Source organism: Stenotrophomonas sp. TWI700 (assembly GCF_039673645.1).
Lineage (GTDB): Bacteria > Pseudomonadota > Gammaproteobacteria > Xanthomonadales > Xanthomonadaceae > Stenotrophomonas > Stenotrophomonas maltophilia_AA.
Window position 1 is genome coordinate 127,880 of record NZ_JBDJMB010000003.1, and the last position, 17,662, is coordinate 145,541.

Annotated in this window: 18 protein-coding genes; 13 read left to right on the forward strand and 5 right to left on the reverse strand. The window is 67.9% G+C overall.

Going from position 1 to position 17,662, the window contains the following annotated elements; translation table 11 throughout:
• Window positions 1-55 precede the first annotated feature (55 nt).
• The 3 genes from ABE473_RS04075 to ABE473_RS04085 are packed head-to-tail and all read left to right on the forward strand — an operon-like array spanning window position 56 to window position 3,535.
• The gene (locus ABE473_RS04075; RefSeq protein WP_346488597.1) at window positions 56-1,573 is read left to right on the forward strand and encodes an alpha/beta hydrolase; all 1,518 of its coding nucleotides are present in this window, start codon (window positions 56-58) and stop codon (window positions 1,571-1,573) included.
• A 34-nt stretch (window positions 1,574-1,607) separates the two neighbouring features.
• Window positions 1,608-2,354 (forward strand): ATP-binding cassette domain-containing protein, encoded by a 747-nt coding sequence (locus ABE473_RS04080; protein WP_346488598.1) that lies wholly within the window; start codon window positions 1,608-1,610, stop codon window positions 2,352-2,354.
• Complete coding sequence (locus ABE473_RS04085) at window positions 2,351-3,535, forward strand: ABC transporter permease (RefSeq protein WP_346488599.1); 1,185 nt, start codon at window positions 2,351-2,353, stop codon at window positions 3,533-3,535. The genes ABE473_RS04080 and ABE473_RS04085 overlap by 4 nt, the downstream gene beginning before the upstream one ends.
• Window positions 3,536-3,677: 142 nt before the next feature.
• Here the strand turns inward: ABE473_RS04085 and ABE473_RS04090 are convergent, their stop codons facing one another.
• The 3 genes from ABE473_RS04090 to ABE473_RS04100 all read right to left on the reverse strand — a co-directional run bounded on the left by ABE473_RS04090 (window position 3,678) and on the right by ABE473_RS04100 (window position 6,395).
• Complete coding sequence (locus ABE473_RS04090) at window positions 3,678-4,373, reverse strand: transposase (RefSeq protein WP_346488600.1); 696 nt, start codon at window positions 4,371-4,373, stop codon at window positions 3,678-3,680.
• A gap of 188 nt (window positions 4,374-4,561) precedes the next feature.
• Entirely contained in the window at window positions 4,562-5,569 is a 1,008-nt protein-coding gene (locus ABE473_RS04095) for an energy transducer TonB (RefSeq protein ID WP_346488601.1), read from the reverse strand.
• Between the two features lie 187 nt (window positions 5,570-5,756).
• On the reverse strand, window positions 5,757-6,395 hold the full coding sequence (locus ABE473_RS04100) for a TIGR00645 family protein (protein WP_319207443.1): 639 nt from the start codon (window positions 6,393-6,395) through the stop codon (window positions 5,757-5,759).
• A 108-nt stretch (window positions 6,396-6,503) separates the two neighbouring features.
• Here ABE473_RS04100 and ABE473_RS04105 point away from each other — a divergent pair, with 108 nt between their 5' ends.
• From ABE473_RS04105 to ABE473_RS04120, 4 genes are all read left to right on the forward strand, one after another.
• On the forward strand, window positions 6,504-7,193 hold the full coding sequence (locus ABE473_RS04105) for a glutathione binding-like protein (RefSeq protein ID WP_179459754.1): 690 nt from the start codon (window positions 6,504-6,506) through the stop codon (window positions 7,191-7,193).
• Window positions 7,194-7,364: 171 nt separating this feature from the next.
• Window positions 7,365-9,593 carry a S9 family peptidase gene (locus ABE473_RS04110; RefSeq protein WP_346488602.1) on the forward strand — a complete coding sequence of 743 codons (2,229 nt, stop codon included), beginning with the start codon at window positions 7,365-7,367 and terminating at the stop codon, window positions 9,591-9,593.
• A gap of 39 nt (window positions 9,594-9,632) precedes the next feature.
• Window positions 9,633-10,142: a cytochrome c oxidase assembly factor Coa1 family protein gene (locus ABE473_RS04115; RefSeq protein ID WP_346488603.1), complete on the forward strand. Its 510-nt coding sequence runs from the start codon at window positions 9,633-9,635 to the stop codon at window positions 10,140-10,142.
• A 79-nt stretch (window positions 10,143-10,221) separates the two neighbouring features.
• A complete protein-coding gene (locus tag ABE473_RS04120) occupies window positions 10,222-12,033 on the forward strand; it encodes a DUF885 domain-containing protein (protein WP_346488604.1) in 1,812 nt (603 codons plus the stop codon).
• Window positions 12,034-12,167: 134 nt separating this feature from the next.
• On the opposite strand, the gene ABE473_RS04125 is transcribed toward ABE473_RS04120, so the two are convergent.
• Complete coding sequence (locus ABE473_RS04125) at window positions 12,168-12,626, reverse strand: hypothetical protein (RefSeq protein ID WP_346488605.1); 459 nt, start codon at window positions 12,624-12,626, stop codon at window positions 12,168-12,170.
• 181 nt (window positions 12,627-12,807) lie between these two features.
• On the opposite strand from ABE473_RS04125, the gene ABE473_RS04130 reads away from it, so the two are divergent.
• The 4 genes from ABE473_RS04130 (at window position 12,808) to ABE473_RS04145 (ending at window position 15,444) form a co-directional block, all read left to right on the forward strand.
• A complete protein-coding gene (locus ABE473_RS04130; RefSeq protein ID WP_179459760.1) occupies window positions 12,808-13,056 on the forward strand; it encodes a hypothetical protein in 249 nt (82 codons plus the stop codon).
• A gap of 137 nt (window positions 13,057-13,193) precedes the next feature.
• Entirely contained in the window at window positions 13,194-14,111 is a 918-nt protein-coding gene (locus ABE473_RS04135) for a bestrophin family ion channel (protein ID WP_346488606.1), read from the forward strand.
• Window positions 14,112-14,150: 39 nt separating this feature from the next.
• Complete coding sequence (hemB, locus tag ABE473_RS04140; RefSeq protein WP_179459762.1) at window positions 14,151-15,140, forward strand: porphobilinogen synthase; 990 nt, start codon at window positions 14,151-14,153, stop codon at window positions 15,138-15,140.
• A gap of 34 nt (window positions 15,141-15,174) precedes the next feature.
• On the forward strand, window positions 15,175-15,444 hold the full coding sequence (locus ABE473_RS04145; RefSeq protein WP_346488607.1) for an SHOCT domain-containing protein: 270 nt from the start codon (window positions 15,175-15,177) through the stop codon (window positions 15,442-15,444).
• 66 nt (window positions 15,445-15,510) lie between these two features.
• Here ABE473_RS04145 and ABE473_RS04150 read toward each other — a convergent pair whose 3' ends face one another.
• Entirely contained in the window at window positions 15,511-16,383 is an 873-nt protein-coding gene (locus tag ABE473_RS04150) for a TolB-like protein (protein WP_346488608.1), read from the reverse strand.
• 52 nt (window positions 16,384-16,435) lie between these two features.
• Here ABE473_RS04150 and aroE point away from each other — a divergent pair, with 52 nt between their 5' ends.
• Entirely contained in the window at window positions 16,436-17,281 is an 846-nt protein-coding gene (gene aroE / locus ABE473_RS04155) for a shikimate dehydrogenase (RefSeq protein WP_176987875.1), read from the forward strand.
• A 10-nt stretch (window positions 17,282-17,291) separates the two neighbouring features.
• Window positions 17,292-17,654: a hypothetical protein gene (locus ABE473_RS04160; protein ID WP_346488609.1), complete on the forward strand. Its 363-nt coding sequence runs from the start codon at window positions 17,292-17,294 to the stop codon at window positions 17,652-17,654.
• The last annotated feature ends 8 nt before the right edge of the window (window positions 17,655-17,662 follow it).

The following is a 17,662-nucleotide window of genomic DNA, read 5'->3' on the forward strand; positions in this document are numbered from 1 at the left end:
CGCCCACGCCCGTGCGTCGGGGTGACATGATCTTCAACAAGGGGAAGTACGGAAGATGTCTACACACCACCTGAGGCTGGCCGTCGCGCTGGTCGCCGCCCTGTGTGCCGGCTGCGCGCCGGTACCCGACGCTGCATCCGGCACCGCGGCCGCCCAGCGCCTGTACGGCACGCTCGCGTTCCAGCCCTGCACCCTGACCAGCGCGCAGGCCAGCGCGAATGTCGAGGCGCAGTGCGCCACGCTGCAGGTGCCGGAGAACCCGGCGGCACCGGACGGTCGCAGGATCGGCTTGAACATCGCCTGGCTGGACGCCGGCAATGACGGCGCGGGCAAGGCCGACCCGGTCTTCTTCCTGGCCGGTGGCCCGGGCCAGGCCGCGACGGAGGTCGCCGCCCCGGTCAACATGGCGCTTCGGGACGTGCGCAAGCAGCGCGACATCTTCCTGATCGATCAGCGCGGCACCGGCAAGTCCAACCCGCTCACCTGCCTGGATGCACAGGGCAAGGAGCTGCCGCTGGACGAGAACGCGGCACCGAGCGCCGCGCTCATCGAAGACTACGCCCGCCGCTGCGCGCAGTCGCTGACCGGGCGCGCGGACACCCGCTTCTACACCACCACCGAGGCCATCGGTGATCTGGATACGGTGCGCAAGGCGCTGGGCGTGGACAAGGTCAACCTCGTCGGTGGTTCCTACGGCACCCGCGTGGCACAGCAGTACGCCGCGCGCTATCCGCAGCACACGCGCACGGTGGTGATCGATGGCGTGGTGCCGAACGACCTGGTGGTCGGCGGTGATTTCGCCACGACTTTCGAAGATGCGATCACCCTGCAATCGGCACAGTGCCGCCGGGATCCGATCTGCGCCAAGCGCTTCCCGGTCGATACCCGCAGCCAGCTGCGCAACGTGATGGCCGCACTGGCCAAGGCACCGGTCGAGGTCGACTACCGCAATCCCGGCACCGGCCAGGCCGAACGCGATGTATTGACCGCCGATTCGGTTACCGGACTGGCCTTCATGTTCTCGTACATGCCGGAGCTGTCGTCGCTGCTGCCGGTCACGCTGGATGAAGCCGCGCAGGGCCGCTATGCACCGTTGATGTCGCTGAGCAAGATGGCCAGCCGCACGCTGGGCGTGCAGATGAACCGTGGCATGCAGTGGTCGGTGCTGTGCGCCGAAGATGCCGATCGCTACAAGGAAGGCGACGCGGGCGATCGCGTGCTGGGCCCGGAAGTCGCGCGCATGTTCTTCGCGGCCTGCCCGGCCTGGAATGCCGGTTCGCGGCCGAAGGATTTCACCGCGCCGTTCGCCTCGACGCTGCCGGTGCTGTTGTTGTCGGGCCAGTTCGATCCGGTCACGCCGCCGCGCTACGCCGAGCAGGTGCTCAAGCAGCTGCCCCAGGGTCGCCACCTGCTCGCCAAGGGACAGGGTCACGGCACCATCAATGCCGGCTGCATGCCGCGCATCCTCGGCCAGTTCATCGAAACCGCTGACGCGAAATCACTCGACGCCACCTGCCTGGACACCCTCAGCCCGGTGCCCGCCTTCACCTCGTTCAACGGATGGGCCCCATGAACCGTACTTCGTACCGCACCGGGGAGGTGCGCGCATGATCGTCGCCGAGCATCTGCACAAAGCGTTCAAGACCAAGACCGGCGTGATCCATGCCGTCCAGAACGTCGGCTTCCAGGCCGACAACGGGCGCATCACCGGCCTGCTCGGCCCCAACGGCGCCGGCAAGACCACCACCATGCGCATGCTGTACACGCTGATGAAGCCCGACGAGGGCCGCGTCGTGGTCGATGGCATCGACGCGGCGGTGGACCCGGTCGCGGTGCGTCGCCAGCTGGCGGTGCTGCCGGACGCGCGCGGCGTCTACAAGCGCCTCACCGCGCGCGAGAACATCGCCTATTTCGGCCAGCTGCACGGCCTGAGTGCCGCGCGGATCCGCGAGCGCACCAAGGTACTCTCGGCGGCGCTGGAGATGGAGGACATCCTCGACCGCCAGACCGAAGGGTTCTCGCAGGGACAGCGCACCAAGACCGCGATCGCCCGCGCGCTGGTGCACGATCCGCGCAACGTCATCCTCGATGAGCCGACCAACGGCCTGGACGTGATGACCACGCGCGCGCTGCGCGGCTTCCTGCGCGGACTGCGCGACGAGGGCCGCTGCGTGATCTTCTCCAGCCACATCATGCAGGAGGTGGCCGCGCTGTGCGACCACGTGGTGATCATCGCGCAGGGCACGGTGATGGCGGCCGGCAGCGCCGAAGAGCTGCGCGCACAGACCGGGGAAAGCAACCTGGAAGATGCCTTCGTCAAGGCGATCGGTACCGAAGAAGGATTGCACGCATGAGTTCGTTCGCTACGCTGTTGACCGTGATGCGCAAGGAACTGCGCGATCTCTCGCGTGACCGCCGCACGCTCGCGCTGACGCTGCTGTTGGGGCCGTTGCTGTACCCGGTGCTGATCCTGGGCATGAGCAAGCTCGCCGAAAGCCGGGTGAAGACACAGATCGAGCAGCCGCTGGACATCCCGATGATCGGCGGCGAACACGCGCCCAACCTGGTGCGATTCCTGGCCGCGCAGGGTCTCAATGCGACCGAGGCGCCGAAGGACCTGACGGATGCGATCCGCAGCCAGCGCATCGATGTGGCGCTGCGGATCAGTCCGGCGTTCGGAAAGGACTGGAGCGAGGGCCGTCCGGCGCTGGTCGAGATCATCAAGGACAGTACCCGGCGCGCTGCCGATATTCCCAGCAGCCGGCTGGAGGCGGCGCTGGGCGGCTACAGCCAGCAGGTCGGTGCGCTGCGTCTGCTGGCACGCGGGATCGATCCGCAGGTCGCGCGACCGCTGGATGTCGCCGCGCAGGATCTGGCGACGGCTGAAGCCAAGCGCGGGATGATGCTGTCGGTGCTGTTGCCGATCCTGTTGACCATCACCTCGTTCCTGGGCGGCGCGTATCTGGTGATGGACACCACCGCGGGCGAGCGCGAGCGGCAATCGCTGGAGCCGCTGCTGGCGACGCCGGCACCGCGCAGCGCGATCGTCAGCGGCAAGATCGCCGCGGCCTGCGCGGTCGGTGTGGCGTCGTTGCTGCTGACCCTGGCGGCCTTCAAGATCAGCGCGCAGCTCTCCTCCGGTGGAGTGGGTCGCCAGCTCAACATGGGCTTCCTGCCGATGCTGCAGATGCTGCTGATCATGCTGCCGATGCTGTTCATCGGCACCTCGCTGCTGACCTTCCTGTCGGCGGCGGCCAAGAGCATGAAGGAAGCCCAGAGCCACATGACCTGGCTGATGCTGCTGCCGATGCTGCCGGGCTACGCGCTGATGGTGTACCCGATCAAGAGTGAGCTCTGGCAGTTCGCGGTGCCGTTCCTTGCGCAGAACCAGATGCTGCTCAAGATCATCCGCCACGAAGCGATCAGCCCGCAGATGTGGGCGGTCTACCTCGGTGCAGGCTTCGGCTTGGCGGCCCTGTTCTGGTACGCCGCCGTGCGTCGCTACCATCAGGAACGGTTGGCGATCTCGGGTTGATGCACGAAGGGCTCCGCGAGGAGCCCTTCTTCATAACGGGGACGGAGGTAGTTAATAACAGGGACAGTTAATAACAGGGACGGAGGTGGTTAATCTGGTGGCCGTCGATTCCTTTGCGTTCGCGACGCTGGCGCATGTCCGGCTAGTCGCCCTGTTGCTTGACGGGTCTTCCCGCAGGCCTGCACACCACGGACCTTTGCAATGCCCGCCCCACCATGTCCTGGAAGCGCGGGCTGCCCAACGCGCGCTCCTGCGCGATGTAGGCGACGATCCGCTCTCTTTCCTGCGGTTGGATGCCGGCCTGCAGCCATTGGCTGTAAGCGGCTGCGCGGGCTTTCGGTGTAGCGCCGAGGGCGGTGTAGCCGGCGTGGGGTGTCAGCATCGGGTTGTACTCAAGCCCCAGGTACGCCCGAGCGCTGGACCATCGATAGCTCTCGGGGAGAGCCACCAGCGCGGCCCGCACCGGATTCAATTCTATGTAGCGATGGACCATCAGCAGGTAGCCATCGGAATCCACCAGGCACGACTTGAAGCGGCCCTGCAGCAGCGTTCCGCTCCGAACATGTCGCTTGTTGAAGTACTGGACGTAGTTCTGCCCGCACCTCCGCATCGCTGAAGCCAGCCCTTCGGCCACCATCGGCGATACCAGGAGATGCACGTGGTTGCCCATCAGTACGAAGGCGTGGATCAGGACGCCATGTCTTCGGCAGGCAGAGCGCAACAGACGCAGGTAGTGGTTCCGATCATCGTCGTCGATGAACAGCGCAGCGCGATTGACGCCACGCTGGATGACATGGAGGGGAATGCCAGGCAGAACCAGACGAGGGGAGCGGGGCATGGTCGCAACCGGGATGGCGAGACATCACTCTGCAGAACCGCGCATCAAAACGCGCTAGGTCGGTGGCGCGGAACGCGGTAAGGGAAGTGCGCTTAACTACCTCCGTCCCTGTTATTAACTACCTCCGTCCCCATAAAAGAAGGCCCGGATCGCTCCGGGCCTTTCGTCATCCAAACCGTGCGTTGCGATCAGCCGCCTTCAGGCGCGAACGCAAGCGTGCGGCGGGTCGTGACCGGGGCGCCGACCGGTTCGAACTTCCAGCGTTTGACCGCGTTGAGTGCTTCGCGGTCGAACACGCGGGCCGGGGTGGCGCGCAGCACGCGGGCGGCGGTCACCGAGCCGTCCGTGCCCACCGTCAGTTCGACCAGCACTTCGCCGGCAGTGCCCGAACGCAGGGCGTCGGCCGGGTAGCGCGGCGCCGGGGTACTGACCGGGCGCAGGGTCGAGGCCGGCGCGGCGGCAGCCGGGGCCTGGCGGGCGGCGGCGGCCTGGGCGGCGGCGGCCTGCTGCTGGCGCTGTTCGGCCTCGCGGCGGGCGGCGGCCTGGCGCTCGGTGTCCTGGCTGTCGATGCGGGCGGCTTCCTGCTGCGCTGCGATCTTCTTCGCTGCTTCGGCTTCCGTGGCCTGCTGCTGGGCCAGTTTCTGCTGTTCCACCAACTGCTTGGCGCGGGTCTCGGCGTCCTTCTTGACCTTGTCGGTCTCTTCCTGGGTACGCTTGAGCGCGGTCTGCATGCTGCCGCTGATGCCCTGCTTCAGGCGCGGCAGCGCCGGGGCGGTCGGGTCGACCTTTTCGATCAGCGCGACCAGGCGCTGGGTCTCGGCGAAGTCCTCGCGGCCCAGGTTCTGCTCGGCGGCGATCAGGGTGTAGGGCAGCAGATCGGTCAGCGCGCTCTTGACCGAGGCGTCATCCGGGGTCTTGTCGCGCAGTGCCAGGTAATACTCGATGGCGTTGTCGCCGGCCGGGGCATACATGCGGTTCTCGCGCAGCGCCTTGCTGGCCAGCTCCCGCAGTTCCTCCGTGCCCAGCGACTGGACCTTGGCCGACACCGCCGGTGCGGCCGGGGCAGCAGTAGGGGCCGCCGGTGCCGCGGGCGTGGCCGGTGCGGTGTCGTCCTTGCCCGAGCAGGCGGACAGGGCGATCAGCAGGATCATCGGCGCGAACAGGCGCGCCGGGCCATGAGTCTTGACGTGCGACATCCAACTCCCCTTTGAAGACGACGATACGTAGGGCCTGATGCGGTCAGGCCGACCGACGGCCATGGACGTTTCCCGACGCCCATGGCGGACCCGCAGGTGTGCAATCTAGCATCACCCCGCCCGGCCCGGGGGCCAGGCGGTCAGGGCAGGGGGCATCCTCACCGATGCCGCCACTGCCGGGCAAGCCTCAGTGCGACAGCGCCTTGCTCGGCGTGCCGTTCATCAGCTTGTCGGTGTAGGCGATGCCGATCGCCGACAGGATGAAGGCGGCATGGATGATGGTCTGCCACATCACGCCGGTCGAGGTCAGCCCACTGGCGCACTTGAAGACCTCGGCCGCGGCCGGACCCTGCGCGGCCACGACGGAGGCGACCGCCTGGATGTAGGTATCGCTGTTGCACGCGGGCAGCGAGTCAAGGCTGCCCGCCGCAATGAACGTCTTCAGCAGGTGGATCGAGGAGATGCCGATGATCGACAGCGCCAGCTTCACCTTCAGCACGCTCGCGTTGACATGGCTCAGCCACTCCGGCTGGTCGGGGTGGTTCTCCAGGCGCAGGCGCGACACGAAGGTCTCGTAGCCGCCCACGATCACCATCACCAGCAGGTTGGAGATCATCACCACGTCGATCAGGCCCAGTACCAGCAGCATGATCTGCTGCTCGCCCATCTCGTTGGCCTGGTGCAGCAGGTGCCACAACTCCTTGCCGAACAGGAACACATAGACGCATTGCGCCAGGATCAGGCCCAGGTACAGCGGCAGCTGCAGCCAGCGCGAGGCGAAGATCAGGGAGGACAGGGGACTGATGGGGGTCTGGGTCGAACTCATGCTGGAATGCTGCGTTGCGGGGACGGCGCAGCGTAACGGTCCAGCTTGACCCTGCCAAGCCGAGCGACGGACTAGACTCGGGATTCCCTCTCCGCGCGAGCCCTCGCCATGATCGACCTGTACTACTGGCCTACCCCGAATGGCCACAAAGTCACGCTGATGCTGGAGGAAACCGGCCTGCCGTACCGGATCCAGCCGGTGAACATCGGTGCCGGGGACCAGTTCAAGCCCGACTTCCTGGCGATCTCGCCGAACAACAAGATGCCGGCCCTGGTCGATCACCAGCCCACCGATGGCGGGGCCGCGCAGCCCGTGTTCGAGTCCGGCGCGATCCTGCTGTACCTGGCCGAAAAGACCGGCCGCTTCCTGCCGGCCGACAGCCGCGGCCGGGTGGCGGTGCTGGAATGGCTGTTCTGGCAGATGGCCGGGCTCGGCCCGATGAGCGGCCAGATGGGGCATTTCAACGTCTACGCGCCCGACAAGATTCCCTATGCGATCGAGCGCTACGACAACGAAGTGCGCCGCCTGCACGGGGTGATGGACAAGCGCCTGGCGCAGGCCGCCTACCTCGGCGGTGACGAGTACAGCATCGCCGACATGGCCAGCTACCCCTGGATCGGCGCCTACGACACGCTGCCGGTCGATTTCAGCGCCTTCCCGAACCTCAAGCGCTGGCATGACGCGATCGCAGCACGCCCGGCCACCCAGCGTGCCTACGCCCTGCGCGAGAAGGTGAACCCGCAGGCCGGCAAGCCGCTCAGCGACGAAGAGCGCAAACACCTGTTCGGCCAGCGCTGAAGCGGTGCTCACCTGCCAGGTAGTGCCGGCCGCTGGCCGGCTCCCCGCAGCGGTGGGCGCGCCCGAACGCCCGCCCGCCTCCGGCACGACCGGAACGGTTTTGGTTAGGATGAAGCGTTCCCCGTGCCGCACCCGCGGCCGGGGACTGCCCAGACGCTGCCGGAATCCTTCATGCGCCACCTGTTCGCTTCGCTCGCCCTGATGCTCGCCTCGACCTCGATCGCCCACGCTGAAAAACTCACCCTGGATGCCATCACCGGTCCGCTGCCGTTGTCCGGCCCGACCCTGATGAAGCCCAAGGTGGCCCCGGACGGCTCGCAGGTCAGCTTCCTGCGCGGCAAGGACGCCGACCGCAACCAGCTGGACCTGTGGGCGTACGACATCGCCAGCGGCCAGACCCATCTGCTGGTCGACTCCAAGGTGGTGCTGCCCGGTACGGAAACCCTGAGCGACGCCGAGAAGGCCCGCCGCGAGCGCCAGCGCATCGCCGCGATGACCGGCATCGTTGATTACCAGTGGTCGCCGGATGCACGCACCCTGCTGTTCCCGCTCGGCGGTGAGCTGTACCTGTACGACCTGAGCAGGCAGGGCAAGGCCGCGGTGCGCCAGCTCACCCATGGGGAAGGCTTCGCGACCGATGCCAAGCTGTCGCCGAAGGGCGGCTTCGTCAGCTTCGTGCGTGCCCGCAACCTGTGGGTGATCGACCTGGCCAGCGGACAGCAGATCCAGCTTACCCGCGATGGCAGCGACACGATCGGCAACGGCGTGGCCGAGTTCGTCGCCGATGAGGAAATGGACCGCCACACCGGCTACTGGTGGGCACCGGACGACTCGGCGATCGCCTTCGCCCGCATCGATGAATCGCCGGTGCCGGTGCAGAAGCGCTACGAGATGTATGCCGACCGCACCGAGATGATCGAACAGCGCTACCCGGCGGCCGGCGACCACAACGTCACCGTGAAGCTGGCCGTGATCGCGCCGCGTCAGAACGCCAAGCCGACCTGGATCGACCTGGGCCGCAACCCGGATATTTACCTGGCCCGCGTCGATTGGCGTGATCCCCAGCGCCTGACGTTCCAGCGCCAGTCGCGCGACCAGAAGACGCTCGAGCTGATCCAGACCGAGCTGGCCAGCGGCCAGCAACGCACCCTGGTGACCGAAACCTCGCCGACCTGGGTGCCGCTGCACAACAGCCTGCGCTTCCTCAAGCAGGGCGGCTTCGTGTGGTCGTCCGAGCGCAGTGGTTTCGAGCACCTGTACCGCATCTCCGATGACGGCAGGACCGTCACCGCGCTGACCGCCGGCACCTGGCCGGTGGACGAACTGCTGGCCGTCGACGAAGACGCGGGCAAGGTGTATTTCCGCGCCGGCGTGGACAGCCCGCGCGAAAGCCAGCTCTACGCCGTGTCGCTGCAGGGCGGCACGCCGCAGCGCCTGTCGCAGGCGCCGGGCATGCATACCGCCAGCTTCGCGCGTAATGCCAGCGTCTACGTGGACAGCTGGTCCAGCACCACCACGCCGCCGCAGATCGCGCTGCACCGTGCCAACGGCGAGAAGATCGCCACCCTGGTCGAGAACAATCTGGAAGATCCCACGCATCCGTATGCGCGCTATCTCGATGCGCAGCGCCCGGTCGAGTTCGGCACGCTGACCGCCGCCGACGGCAAGACGGCACTGCACTACAGCCTGATCAAGCCGACCGGTTTCGATCCGGCCAAGCGCTACCCGGTGGTGGTGTACGTCTATGGCGGCCCGGCCTCGCAGACGGTCACCAACAGCTGGCCCGGTCGTGGCGATCATCTGTTCAACCAGTACCTCGCGCAGCAGGGCTACGTGGTGTTCTCGCTGGACAACCGCGGCACCCCGCGTCGCGGTCGTGATTTCGGCGGTGCGCTGTACGGCGTGCAGGGCACGGTCGAAGTGGCCGACCAGCTGCGCGGCGTGGCCTGGCTGAAGCAGCAGGCGTGGGTGGACCCGGCGCGCATCGGCGTGCAGGGCTGGTCCAACGGCGGCTACATGACCCTGATGCTGCTGGCCAAGGCGTCGGACAGTTACGCCTGTGGCGTGGCCGGTGCACCGGTGACCGATTGGGGCCTGTATGACACCCACTACACCGAGCGCTACATGAACCTGCCGGGCAACAACCCGAAGGGGTATGAAGAAGCGCGCGTGCTGGCACACATCGATGGCCTGCGTTCGCGCCTGCTGCTGATCCACGGCATGGCCGACGACAACGTGCTGTTCACCAACTCCACGGTGCTGATGAGCGCCCTGCAGAAGCGCGGCCAGCCGTTCGAACTGATGACCTATCCCGGCGCCAAGCACGGCCTTTCAGGCAGCAACGCGCTGCACCGCTACCGCTTGGCCGAGGATTTCCTGGGGCGCTGCCTGGCGCCCTGATTCCCCGTTCCTGCCACCGGCCTGACAAGGAGTTCGCCGATGACATTGCCGCCCGCGCTTCCTGGTTCGACCGTGCCTCCCGGCTGGTGGCGCCGCCACTGGCGCTGGGCCATGCCGCTGGCCGTGGTGTCCGGCATTGCGGCGGCAGTGGGCGTGGTGTGGTTCGCGCTGTACCAGTGGGCGTACTGGAGCAAATCCAGTACGCCCTACCAGGAGGCCATGCGTCGCGCGCGCTGCAACATCGAGCTGGTCGAAGCGCTCGGTGAACCCCTGCGCGATGGCTACCTGCCGGCAGGCTCGATGCACTCCAATGGCCAGAGCCAGTTCGTGATCGCGATCGCCGGCCCACAGGGCAAGGGCCGCGTGTTCCTCAACGCCAAGCGCTCCGGTGACCACTGGGACTACCCGATGCTGTACGTGGTGACCGACAGCAAGGACGCGATCGATCTGGCGGCCCTGGACGACATCGAAGCCGCGGATAGTTGCGCGCTGGAGGAATGCCGGGCGAAGGGGGAGTGCCCGCCGTCGCCGGGCGGGTTGCAGATCTGAGCGGCGCATGACCTCCGGCCAATTGCCCCCGGCCCGCCAAGTGCGTAGGGTCGCAGGCATCCTGCCCTGGAGTTCCTGCATGAAGCCGCTTGTCCTCGCTGTCGCGTTGGCCCTGTCCGTTCCCGCCGCGCTGTCGGCCCCGCCGGCCCTGGCCGCCCCGGCGGCCGCCAAGCCTGCCGCCTCGCCGGCCTGGGTGACCCGCAGCAACCAGCTGGCGCAGATCCTGCTCGATGCGCAGGGTCCGTTCCAGCCGGAAGAAACCGGCTTCTTCGGCGTACCCGGCTACGACGACAAGGTGGCCGATTTCGGCCCGGACAACGGCGCCCGCTACCGTGCGGCGATGGCCAAGGCGCGCAGCGAGCTGCAGGCCAAGCTCGCCACCGAGCGTGATGCCAACGTCCGCCAGGACCTGGCGATCATGATCGCCGCCGCCGACCAGAACATCGAAGGCAGCGAGCTCAACGAGAAGTACCTGCTGCCGTGGAGCGATACCCCGCAGACGGTGTTCAGCGGCCTCAACCTGCTGCTGTCCGACCAGGTGCCGGCCGAGCGCCGGGCCAAGGCGCTGGATCGCCTGAAGGCCTACGCCGGGCTTGCCCCGGGCAGCCAGCCGGTGACCACGCTGTCGCGCCAGCGCTATGAAGAGCGCCTGGGCGACAAGGCACTGCTGCAGCCGACCAAGATCGAAGTCGAGCAGTCGCTGGCCAATGTGGACACCTACATCACTGGCATCGAGCAGCTGTTCGGCAAGTACAAGATTGCCGGCGCCGAGCAGGCGCTGCAGACCATCGCCAGCCAGCTGCGCGAGTACCGCGACTGGACCCGCCGTGAAGTGCTGCCCAAGGCGCGCACCGACGCGCGTCTGCCCGAGCCGCTGTATGCCTACCAGCTCAAGCGCGTGGGCATCGACATCGCCCCGGCCCTGCTGATGCAGCGCGCCCAGCTGGAATTCATGGAAACCCGCTCGGCGATGCGCCAGCTGGCGCCGCTGGTGGTGCAGGCCAAGGGCCTGAAGGTCACCGACAGCACCGATCCGGTGGCGGTGGTGCGGGCGCTGAAGGGCGACAAGATTCCTGACGACCAGCTCGAGCACCACTACCGTGGCGTGATCGATGCGATCGACCCGATCATCCGCAAAGAGAAAATCGTCGACGTGCCGCAGCGTCCGATGCAGATGCGCCTGGGCTCGGCCGCCGAAAGCGCCGCCTCGCCGGCACCGCATTTCCTGCCGGCGCCGCTGGTCGGCAACACCGGGCAGCAGGGCACCTTCGTGCTGCCGCTGGGCAATCCGGCCGCCGGCGACAAGGCCGCGCAGTACGACGACTTCAACTTCGGCTCGGCTGCCTGGACCCTGAGTGCGCATGAAGGCCGCCCGGGCCACGAGCTGCAGTTCACTGCGATGGTCGAGCGCGGCATCTCGCTGGCGCGCACGATGTTCGCGTTCAACTCGGTCAACGTGGAAGGCTGGGCGCTGTATGCCGAGGCGGAGATGGTGCCGTACGAGCCGCTGGACGGGCAGCTGATCGCGCTGCAGTTCCGCCTGCTGCGGGCCGCCCGCGCGATGCTGGACCCGATGCTCAACCTGGGCCAGATCGACCGTGCCAACGCCGAGCGCGTGCTGATCGACGAGGTCGGCCTGTCCAAGGCGATGGCGACCCAGGAACTGGACCGCTACATGGTGCGCATGCCCGGCCAGGCCGGCAGCTACTTCTACGGCTACACCCGCATCCTGGAACTGCGCATGCAGACCGAGCTGGCGCTCGGCGATCGCTTCGATCGCCTGGCCTTCAACAACTTCCTGCTCGACCAGGGCCTGCTGCCGCCGGACCAGCTGGCCAAGGCGGTCAATGACGTCTTCGTGCCGAAGTACAAACGCGCCACCAAGCGCTGACACGGTTCCGGTAGGCGCGAAAGGTCTTCCGGTAGGCACCGACCGTGGGTCGGTGCGCTGTTCCAGCAGCCACGACCAACGGTCGTGGCCTACCGCGTTTTGCGTTACCCCGGTCTGCGTTACCGCGGATCTCGTTACCGCGTTGGCGTGATCGTCTGCGTCGGCAGGCGCGGGGCCGGCGGCGGATTCGGAACCCAGATGGCCACACCGGCCGCTCGCTTCTGCGTGGTCGGGATGCCGATGCCGACGCCACCGCCCACGTGCGAGCCGTAGCTGCCCGCACCGACGGACATGCCGACCGGCGACCCGCTGGAAGCCACGCCCATCAGGATCACGCCATTGGCGCCGAGTGCGGCGGCCTCACGCTTGAGCCGCATCACGGCGGCATCGGTCTGGCCCTGCGTGCCGAAACCGACTGCGCTGGCCGATTCGAGCTGGGCGATTTCCTGCGAACCGGCCGGCGGCGTGGAATAGATCTGCACCGTGGCCGGATCGACCGGCGCGCGCGCCTGGCCTAGCATGACCTTGGAGGTGCTGGCGCAGCCGGCGCTGAGCAGCGCCAGGCCCAGCAATGCAGCGCATCGGATGTTCATGGCGTTACCCCTGTGTGTGATGGCTGGGATGATCGGTGCTGGCGACTGAATCGGTCCCAACCCCTGCCAGCGCACCCTAGCACCGGCCCGGTGAGGCCCCCGCCAACGGCGTCTCGCCGGCGCTTGCGCCTGCGCCGGGAACCGCTATGGTGGGCCACGCATTCACCTCAAGGAGCCGGGCATGGGATTGATCAGTCTGTTGTGGGGCATCGTGTCGCTGCTCTGGATGATTGTGGCCCTGATCCCGCTGCTGGGGTGGGGCAACTGGTTCCTGATCCCGTTCGCCGCGGTGGGCGCGGTCATCGCCGCGATCGGCATCCTGTTCACCCACGCCAGCAAGCGCGGCCGGGCCTGGACCGGGCTGGTGCTCAACGGCATCGTGGTGGTGGTCGGCATCGTCCGGCTGGGGCTGGGCGGCGGCATCATCTGAGCCGCCGGCGTCTGCGTCGCCGGGTGCGACCGACCGTCGCAGCTCACGGCCGCCGGGTACCATCGGCGTAGAATGACCGGCTGCCGCATCCGGCTCCGCCGGCGGTCCACGCCCCTCCGGGCGCTCTCCCTGCACCGATGATCATTCGTCCTCGTCCCCACGGCTGGCAACTGCTCTACATCCTGCGCGGCTCCATCGTTCCGGCGGTGGCGCCGAAGGTCGTGGCGATCCTGCTGTTGTCGGTCGCCGTCGCCGCCCTGGCCGAGCTCTGGCATCCGCCGGGCATCGAGCGCGTCTCGGTGGCACCGTTCACCCTGCTGGGCCTGGTGCTGTCGATCTTCCTCAGCTTCCGCAACAACGCCTGTTTCGAGCGCTGGTGGGAAGGCCGCAAGCTGTGGGGCCAGCTGATCTACGAATCGCGCAGCCTGGCCCGGCTGTGCCAGGCGCTGCTGGTCGACGATGCCGCGCTGCGCGACCGCGTGTGCCGGCTGTGCATCGGCTTCGCGCATGCGCTGGCCGCCCGCCTGCGCGGTCGCGACGTGGCGCTGGCCGCGCTGCCGTGGGTGCCCGAGGCCGACCGTGCACGGTTCGGCCAGCGCCTCAATACGCCGGATCAGCTGCTGGCCATGATCGCCACCGACCTGGCCCAGGCGCTGCGTGCCGGGCAGCTGGATCCTTACCTGTACACCCAGTTCGAAACGCGCCTACATGCGCTGTCCAGCATCCAGGCCGGCTGCGAGCGCATCCTGACCACGCCGCTGCCGTTCGCCTATACGTTGCTGCTGCACCGCTGCGCCTGGCTGTTCTGCGTGCTGCTGCCGTTCGGCCTGGCCAGTTCGCTGGGCTGGGCGACGCCGGTGGTGTCGGCCGTACTGGCCTACGCGTTCTTCGGTCTGGACCAGCTCGGCGAGGAGATGGAAGAACCCTTCGGGCTGGAATCCAACGACCTGCCGCTGGATGCGATGGTGCGCATCATCGAGATCGACCTGCTCGACAGCCTGGGCGTCCAGCCGCTGCCCGAGCCGCTGCAACCGCGGCAGTACCTGCTGCAGTAGTTCCTGCACTCCTTCCTGCATTCCGTTCCGGAGTTCCTCATGGCACACCCCGACTATCGCCCCCGCCGCATGCGTCACGACGAGTTCTCGCGCCGCCTGATGCGCGAGAACACGCTGACCACCGACGACCTGATCTACCCGGTGTTCGTGCACGAACTGGCTGGCCGCGCGGCGGTGGCCTCGATGCCGGGCGTGGAGCGGCTGTCGATCGACGAACTGCTCAAGGTGGCGGAAGAAGCGCTGGAACTGGGCATTCCGGTGATCGACCTGTTCCCGGTGATCGATCCGGCCGGCAAGTCGCTCGATGCGGCGGCGGCATGGGACGGGAACGGCCTCGCGCAGCGTGCGATCCGCGCGCTGAAGTCGCGTTTCCCGGAACTGGGCGTGATGACCGACGTTGCGCTGGATCCGTACACCACGCATGGCCAGGACGGCATCATCGATGACAAGGGCTACGTGCTCAACGACATCACCGTCGAGGCACTGGTGAAGCAGTCTCTGTCGCATGCCGAGGCGGGCGTGGACATCATCTCGCCCTCGGACATGATGGACGGCCGCATCGGTGCGATCCGCCGGGCGCTGGATGCCGCCGGCCACGTCAACGTGCGCATCATGGCCTACTCGGCCAAGTACGCCTCGGCGTTCTACGGTCCGTTCCGCGATGCGGTCGGCAGCTCCACCGGCCTCGGCAAGGCGGACAAGAAGACCTACCAGATGGACCCGGCCAACGGTGACGAGGCCATGCGCGAGATCGCGCTGGACCTGGAAGAGGGTGCTGACATGGTGATGGTCAAGCCCGGCATGCCCTACCTGGACCTCGTGCGCCGGGTGAAGCAGCAGTTCGGCGTGCCGACCTTCGCCTACCAGGTCAGCGGCGAGTACGCGATGATGAAGGCCGCCTTTGCCAATGGCTGGCTGGACGAGCGGGCCTGCGTGATGGAGTCGCTGATCGGCTTCAAGCGTGCCGGCGCCGATGGCGTGCTGACCTATTTCGCCCCGCAGGTGGCGCGTTGGCTGCGCGAGCGCTGACAATACGCGCCCACCCCGATACAGGACGACGATGATGCAGACGATGGGATGGCTACAGTGGGTGACCTGGAGTGCCGGTGTACTGGCCTTCGCCGTGGTCATCGGCCTGGTGATCCGTGGCGTGCGCCGCGCCGCGCGGCAGGCACCGGAGCAACCCTCCGCCGCCGCCCGCATCGCCCGTGAGGCGCAGCTGTCGCCCGCGTTGCAGGCGCAGCTGGCCGCGTTGAACCAGCGCAAGGACCACGGCGAGATCAGCGAAGCGCAGTACGAGCAGCAACGTGCGGCGCTGCTGCAGGGCCAGTGACGCTGGGCGACGCCGCCTCCACGGGTAGAGCGACGCCAAGCGTCGCTGCCCTTCGGCCCCGCAACATCACCCGCAGCCCGGACCCTGCGGCGCTGACGGCGTCTTGATCCGGTACAGATCCAGCCCGCCGGCACGCGGTGCGCGTGCCACGCCAGCAAGGACCATCTCCGACGGCTTCGAGGCGTCCACCACCGGCGCGCCGGTCTGGCCGTCGGCGGTATTGAACGACAGCGTCAGCGGCACCGCCGCCTGGCGGTGATCGCAGCCCACCCGCCACACCTGCGAATGCCCATCGGTCGCGCGGGTGAAGGCCAGTGCGCCCTCATTGTCCAGCCAGGCGGCACCGAGTTCGTCGGCCGCGGTATTGAGCGGAGCAGGCAGGGCCTGCGCGGTGCCGAATCCCTCGCCCTGCACGGGCGCCAGATACAGATCGAAGCCCCCCTGGGTCTGCTTGCCATTGCGTGAGAACAGAAGGGTGCGTCCATCCGGGCGCAGCGCGGGTGCACGTTCGTCGGCGCGGGTGTTGAGCGCCGGCAGGGCCTGCACGGTCCCGAGGGTGCCATCGGCGCCCACCGGGGCACGGTACAGATCGAACCCGCCCCGGCCACTGCTGCGGTCGGAGGCGAAGTACAGCCAGCGGCCATCGTGGCTGAAGTAGGGATCGCGTTCGTCGCGGGCGCTGTTGAGCGCGAGCGGGGCGGCGTCCTGCCAGCGGCCATCGCGCAGCACCGCCTGCCACAGGTCCCAGCCACCGCTGCCCCCGGCGCGGTCGCTGGCCCAGACGATGCGCTGGCCGTCCGGCGCGATCGTGGCCTGGGCCTCATTGGCCTTGGTCGAGACCACGCCCATGCCCTCGATGCCGAATTCGGAAAGCGCCATCGCGGCGGGTGTGCAGAGTAAACTGGCGCTCAGCGCGAGCAGAGACAATGGAATGCGCATCATCGCGTCCGTTGGGGTTTGCGTTCCATTCTAGGCCCGGAGCAGGAAACCCATGACCGACCGTTACGCCGTATTCGGCCAGCCCATCGCGCATTCGCAGTCGCCGCACATCCATGCCACGTTCGGCCGGCAGGAAGGCCTGGCGCTGGATTACCGCGCGATCGAGGCATCGCCGGCCGAATTCCTGGCGGCCCTGGAGGCCTTTGCCGCCGAGGGGGGCGTGGGCGCCAACATCACCGCGCCGCACAAGGAAGCCGCCTTCGCACTGTGCACCACGCTGACCTCGCGCGCGCGCCGCGCCGGTGCGGTCAACACGCTGCTGCGCAAGGGCGACCGCTGGCATGGCGACACCACCGATGGTATCGGCCTGGTCCGTGACCTCACCGACCGCCACGGACTGGACCTGCGTGGCCGCCGCACCCTGCTGATCGGCGCCGGCGGCTCGGCCCGCAGCGTGGCCCCGGCCTTGCTGGATGCCGGCATCCTGGAGCTGGTGGTGGTCAACCGCACGCCGGAACGCGCCGACGCGCTGATCGATGCGATGGGCGAGCCGGGCCGCGCGATCACCCGCTACTGGGAAGACATCCGCGAGCTGGGCGATTTCGAGCTGATCATCAACGCCACCTCGGCCGGCCGCGACCGCGCCGCGGAGTTCAAGCTGCCGCTGTCGCTGGTCAACAGCATGACCACCGCAGTGGACCTCAACTACGGCGAGGCGGCCATCGCCTTCACCGCGTGGGCGCGCTCGGCCGGCTGCCGCAACATCGTCGATGGCCTGGGCATGCTGGTCGAACAGGCCGCCGAGAGCTTCCTGCAGTGGCATGCGGTGCGCCCGCAGACCGATGCGGTCTACACCGAGCTGCGAACCCAACTGGCGCCGCTGGTCGGCGAGGACTGAGCCGGTGAACATGGACCTGCTGATCTCGATGCTGGGCATGGTCGGCGTACGCCTGCCCGTATTGATCGCGCTGGCGATCGCCGTGGTCTGGGTGGTGGATACCCCGCGCGGGTCGATCCGCAGCGTGGCCCTGTGGGCCCTGGGCGTGCTGGCCCTGACCACCCTGGCAGGCCTGGTGCTGAACGTGGTGCCGATGTGGCTGGTGCAGCAGGGCAACTACGAGAACCTGCAGCTGATGTCGACGCTGCTGGGTGTTGGCCACTTCGCGCTCAACCTGTTCGAGGCGCTCGCCCTGGTCCTGCTGGTCTGGGCGATGACCCGCGCGCTGCGCGGCCGCGCCGTTCAACCGTCTCCGCCGCTGCCGCCGCGCTGAGCGGGTGC

Bases quoted from the DNA above. Each gene is read 5' to 3' on its own strand.
- ABE473_RS04115 (WP_346488603.1), top strand. From the start codon at position 9,633: ATGACATTGCCGCCCGCGCTTCCTGGTTCGACCGTGCCTCCCGGCTGG.
- ABE473_RS04105 (WP_179459754.1), top strand. From the start codon at position 6,504: ATGATCGACCTGTACTACTGGCCTACCCCGAATGGCCACAAAGTCACG.
- ABE473_RS04100 (WP_319207443.1), bottom strand. From the start codon at position 6,395: ATGAGTTCGACCCAGACCCCCATCAGTCCCCTGTCCTCCCTGATCTTC.
- ABE473_RS04150 (WP_346488608.1), bottom strand. From the start codon at position 16,383: ATGCGCATTCCATTGTCTCTGCTCGCGCTGAGCGCCAGTTTACTCTGC.
- ABE473_RS04110 (WP_346488602.1), top strand. From the start codon at position 7,365: ATGCGCCACCTGTTCGCTTCGCTCGCCCTGATGCTCGCCTCGACCTCG.
- ABE473_RS04125 (WP_346488605.1), bottom strand. From the start codon at position 12,626: ATGAACATCCGATGCGCTGCATTGCTGGGCCTGGCGCTGCTCAGCGCC.
- ABE473_RS04095 (WP_346488601.1), bottom strand. From the start codon at position 5,569: ATGTCGCACGTCAAGACTCATGGCCCGGCGCGCCTGTTCGCGCCGATG.
- ABE473_RS04135 (WP_346488606.1), top strand. From the start codon at position 13,194: ATGATCATTCGTCCTCGTCCCCACGGCTGGCAACTGCTCTACATCCTG.
- ABE473_RS04145 (WP_346488607.1), top strand. From the start codon at position 15,175: ATGCAGACGATGGGATGGCTACAGTGGGTGACCTGGAGTGCCGGTGTA.
- ABE473_RS04130 (WP_179459760.1), top strand. From the start codon at position 12,808: ATGGGATTGATCAGTCTGTTGTGGGGCATCGTGTCGCTGCTCTGGATG.
- aroE (WP_176987875.1), top strand. From the start codon at position 16,436: ATGACCGACCGTTACGCCGTATTCGGCCAGCCCATCGCGCATTCGCAG.
- ABE473_RS04085 (WP_346488599.1), top strand. From the start codon at position 2,351: ATGAGTTCGTTCGCTACGCTGTTGACCGTGATGCGCAAGGAACTGCGC.
- ABE473_RS04075 (WP_346488597.1), top strand. From the start codon at position 56: ATGTCTACACACCACCTGAGGCTGGCCGTCGCGCTGGTCGCCGCCCTG.
- ABE473_RS04160 (WP_346488609.1), top strand. From the start codon at position 17,292: ATGGACCTGCTGATCTCGATGCTGGGCATGGTCGGCGTACGCCTGCCC.
- hemB (WP_179459762.1), top strand. From the start codon at position 14,151: ATGGCACACCCCGACTATCGCCCCCGCCGCATGCGTCACGACGAGTTC.
- ABE473_RS04120 (WP_346488604.1), top strand. From the start codon at position 10,222: ATGAAGCCGCTTGTCCTCGCTGTCGCGTTGGCCCTGTCCGTTCCCGCC.
- ABE473_RS04080 (WP_346488598.1), top strand. From the start codon at position 1,608: ATGATCGTCGCCGAGCATCTGCACAAAGCGTTCAAGACCAAGACCGGC.
- ABE473_RS04090 (WP_346488600.1), bottom strand. From the start codon at position 4,373: ATGCCCCGCTCCCCTCGTCTGGTTCTGCCTGGCATTCCCCTCCATGTC.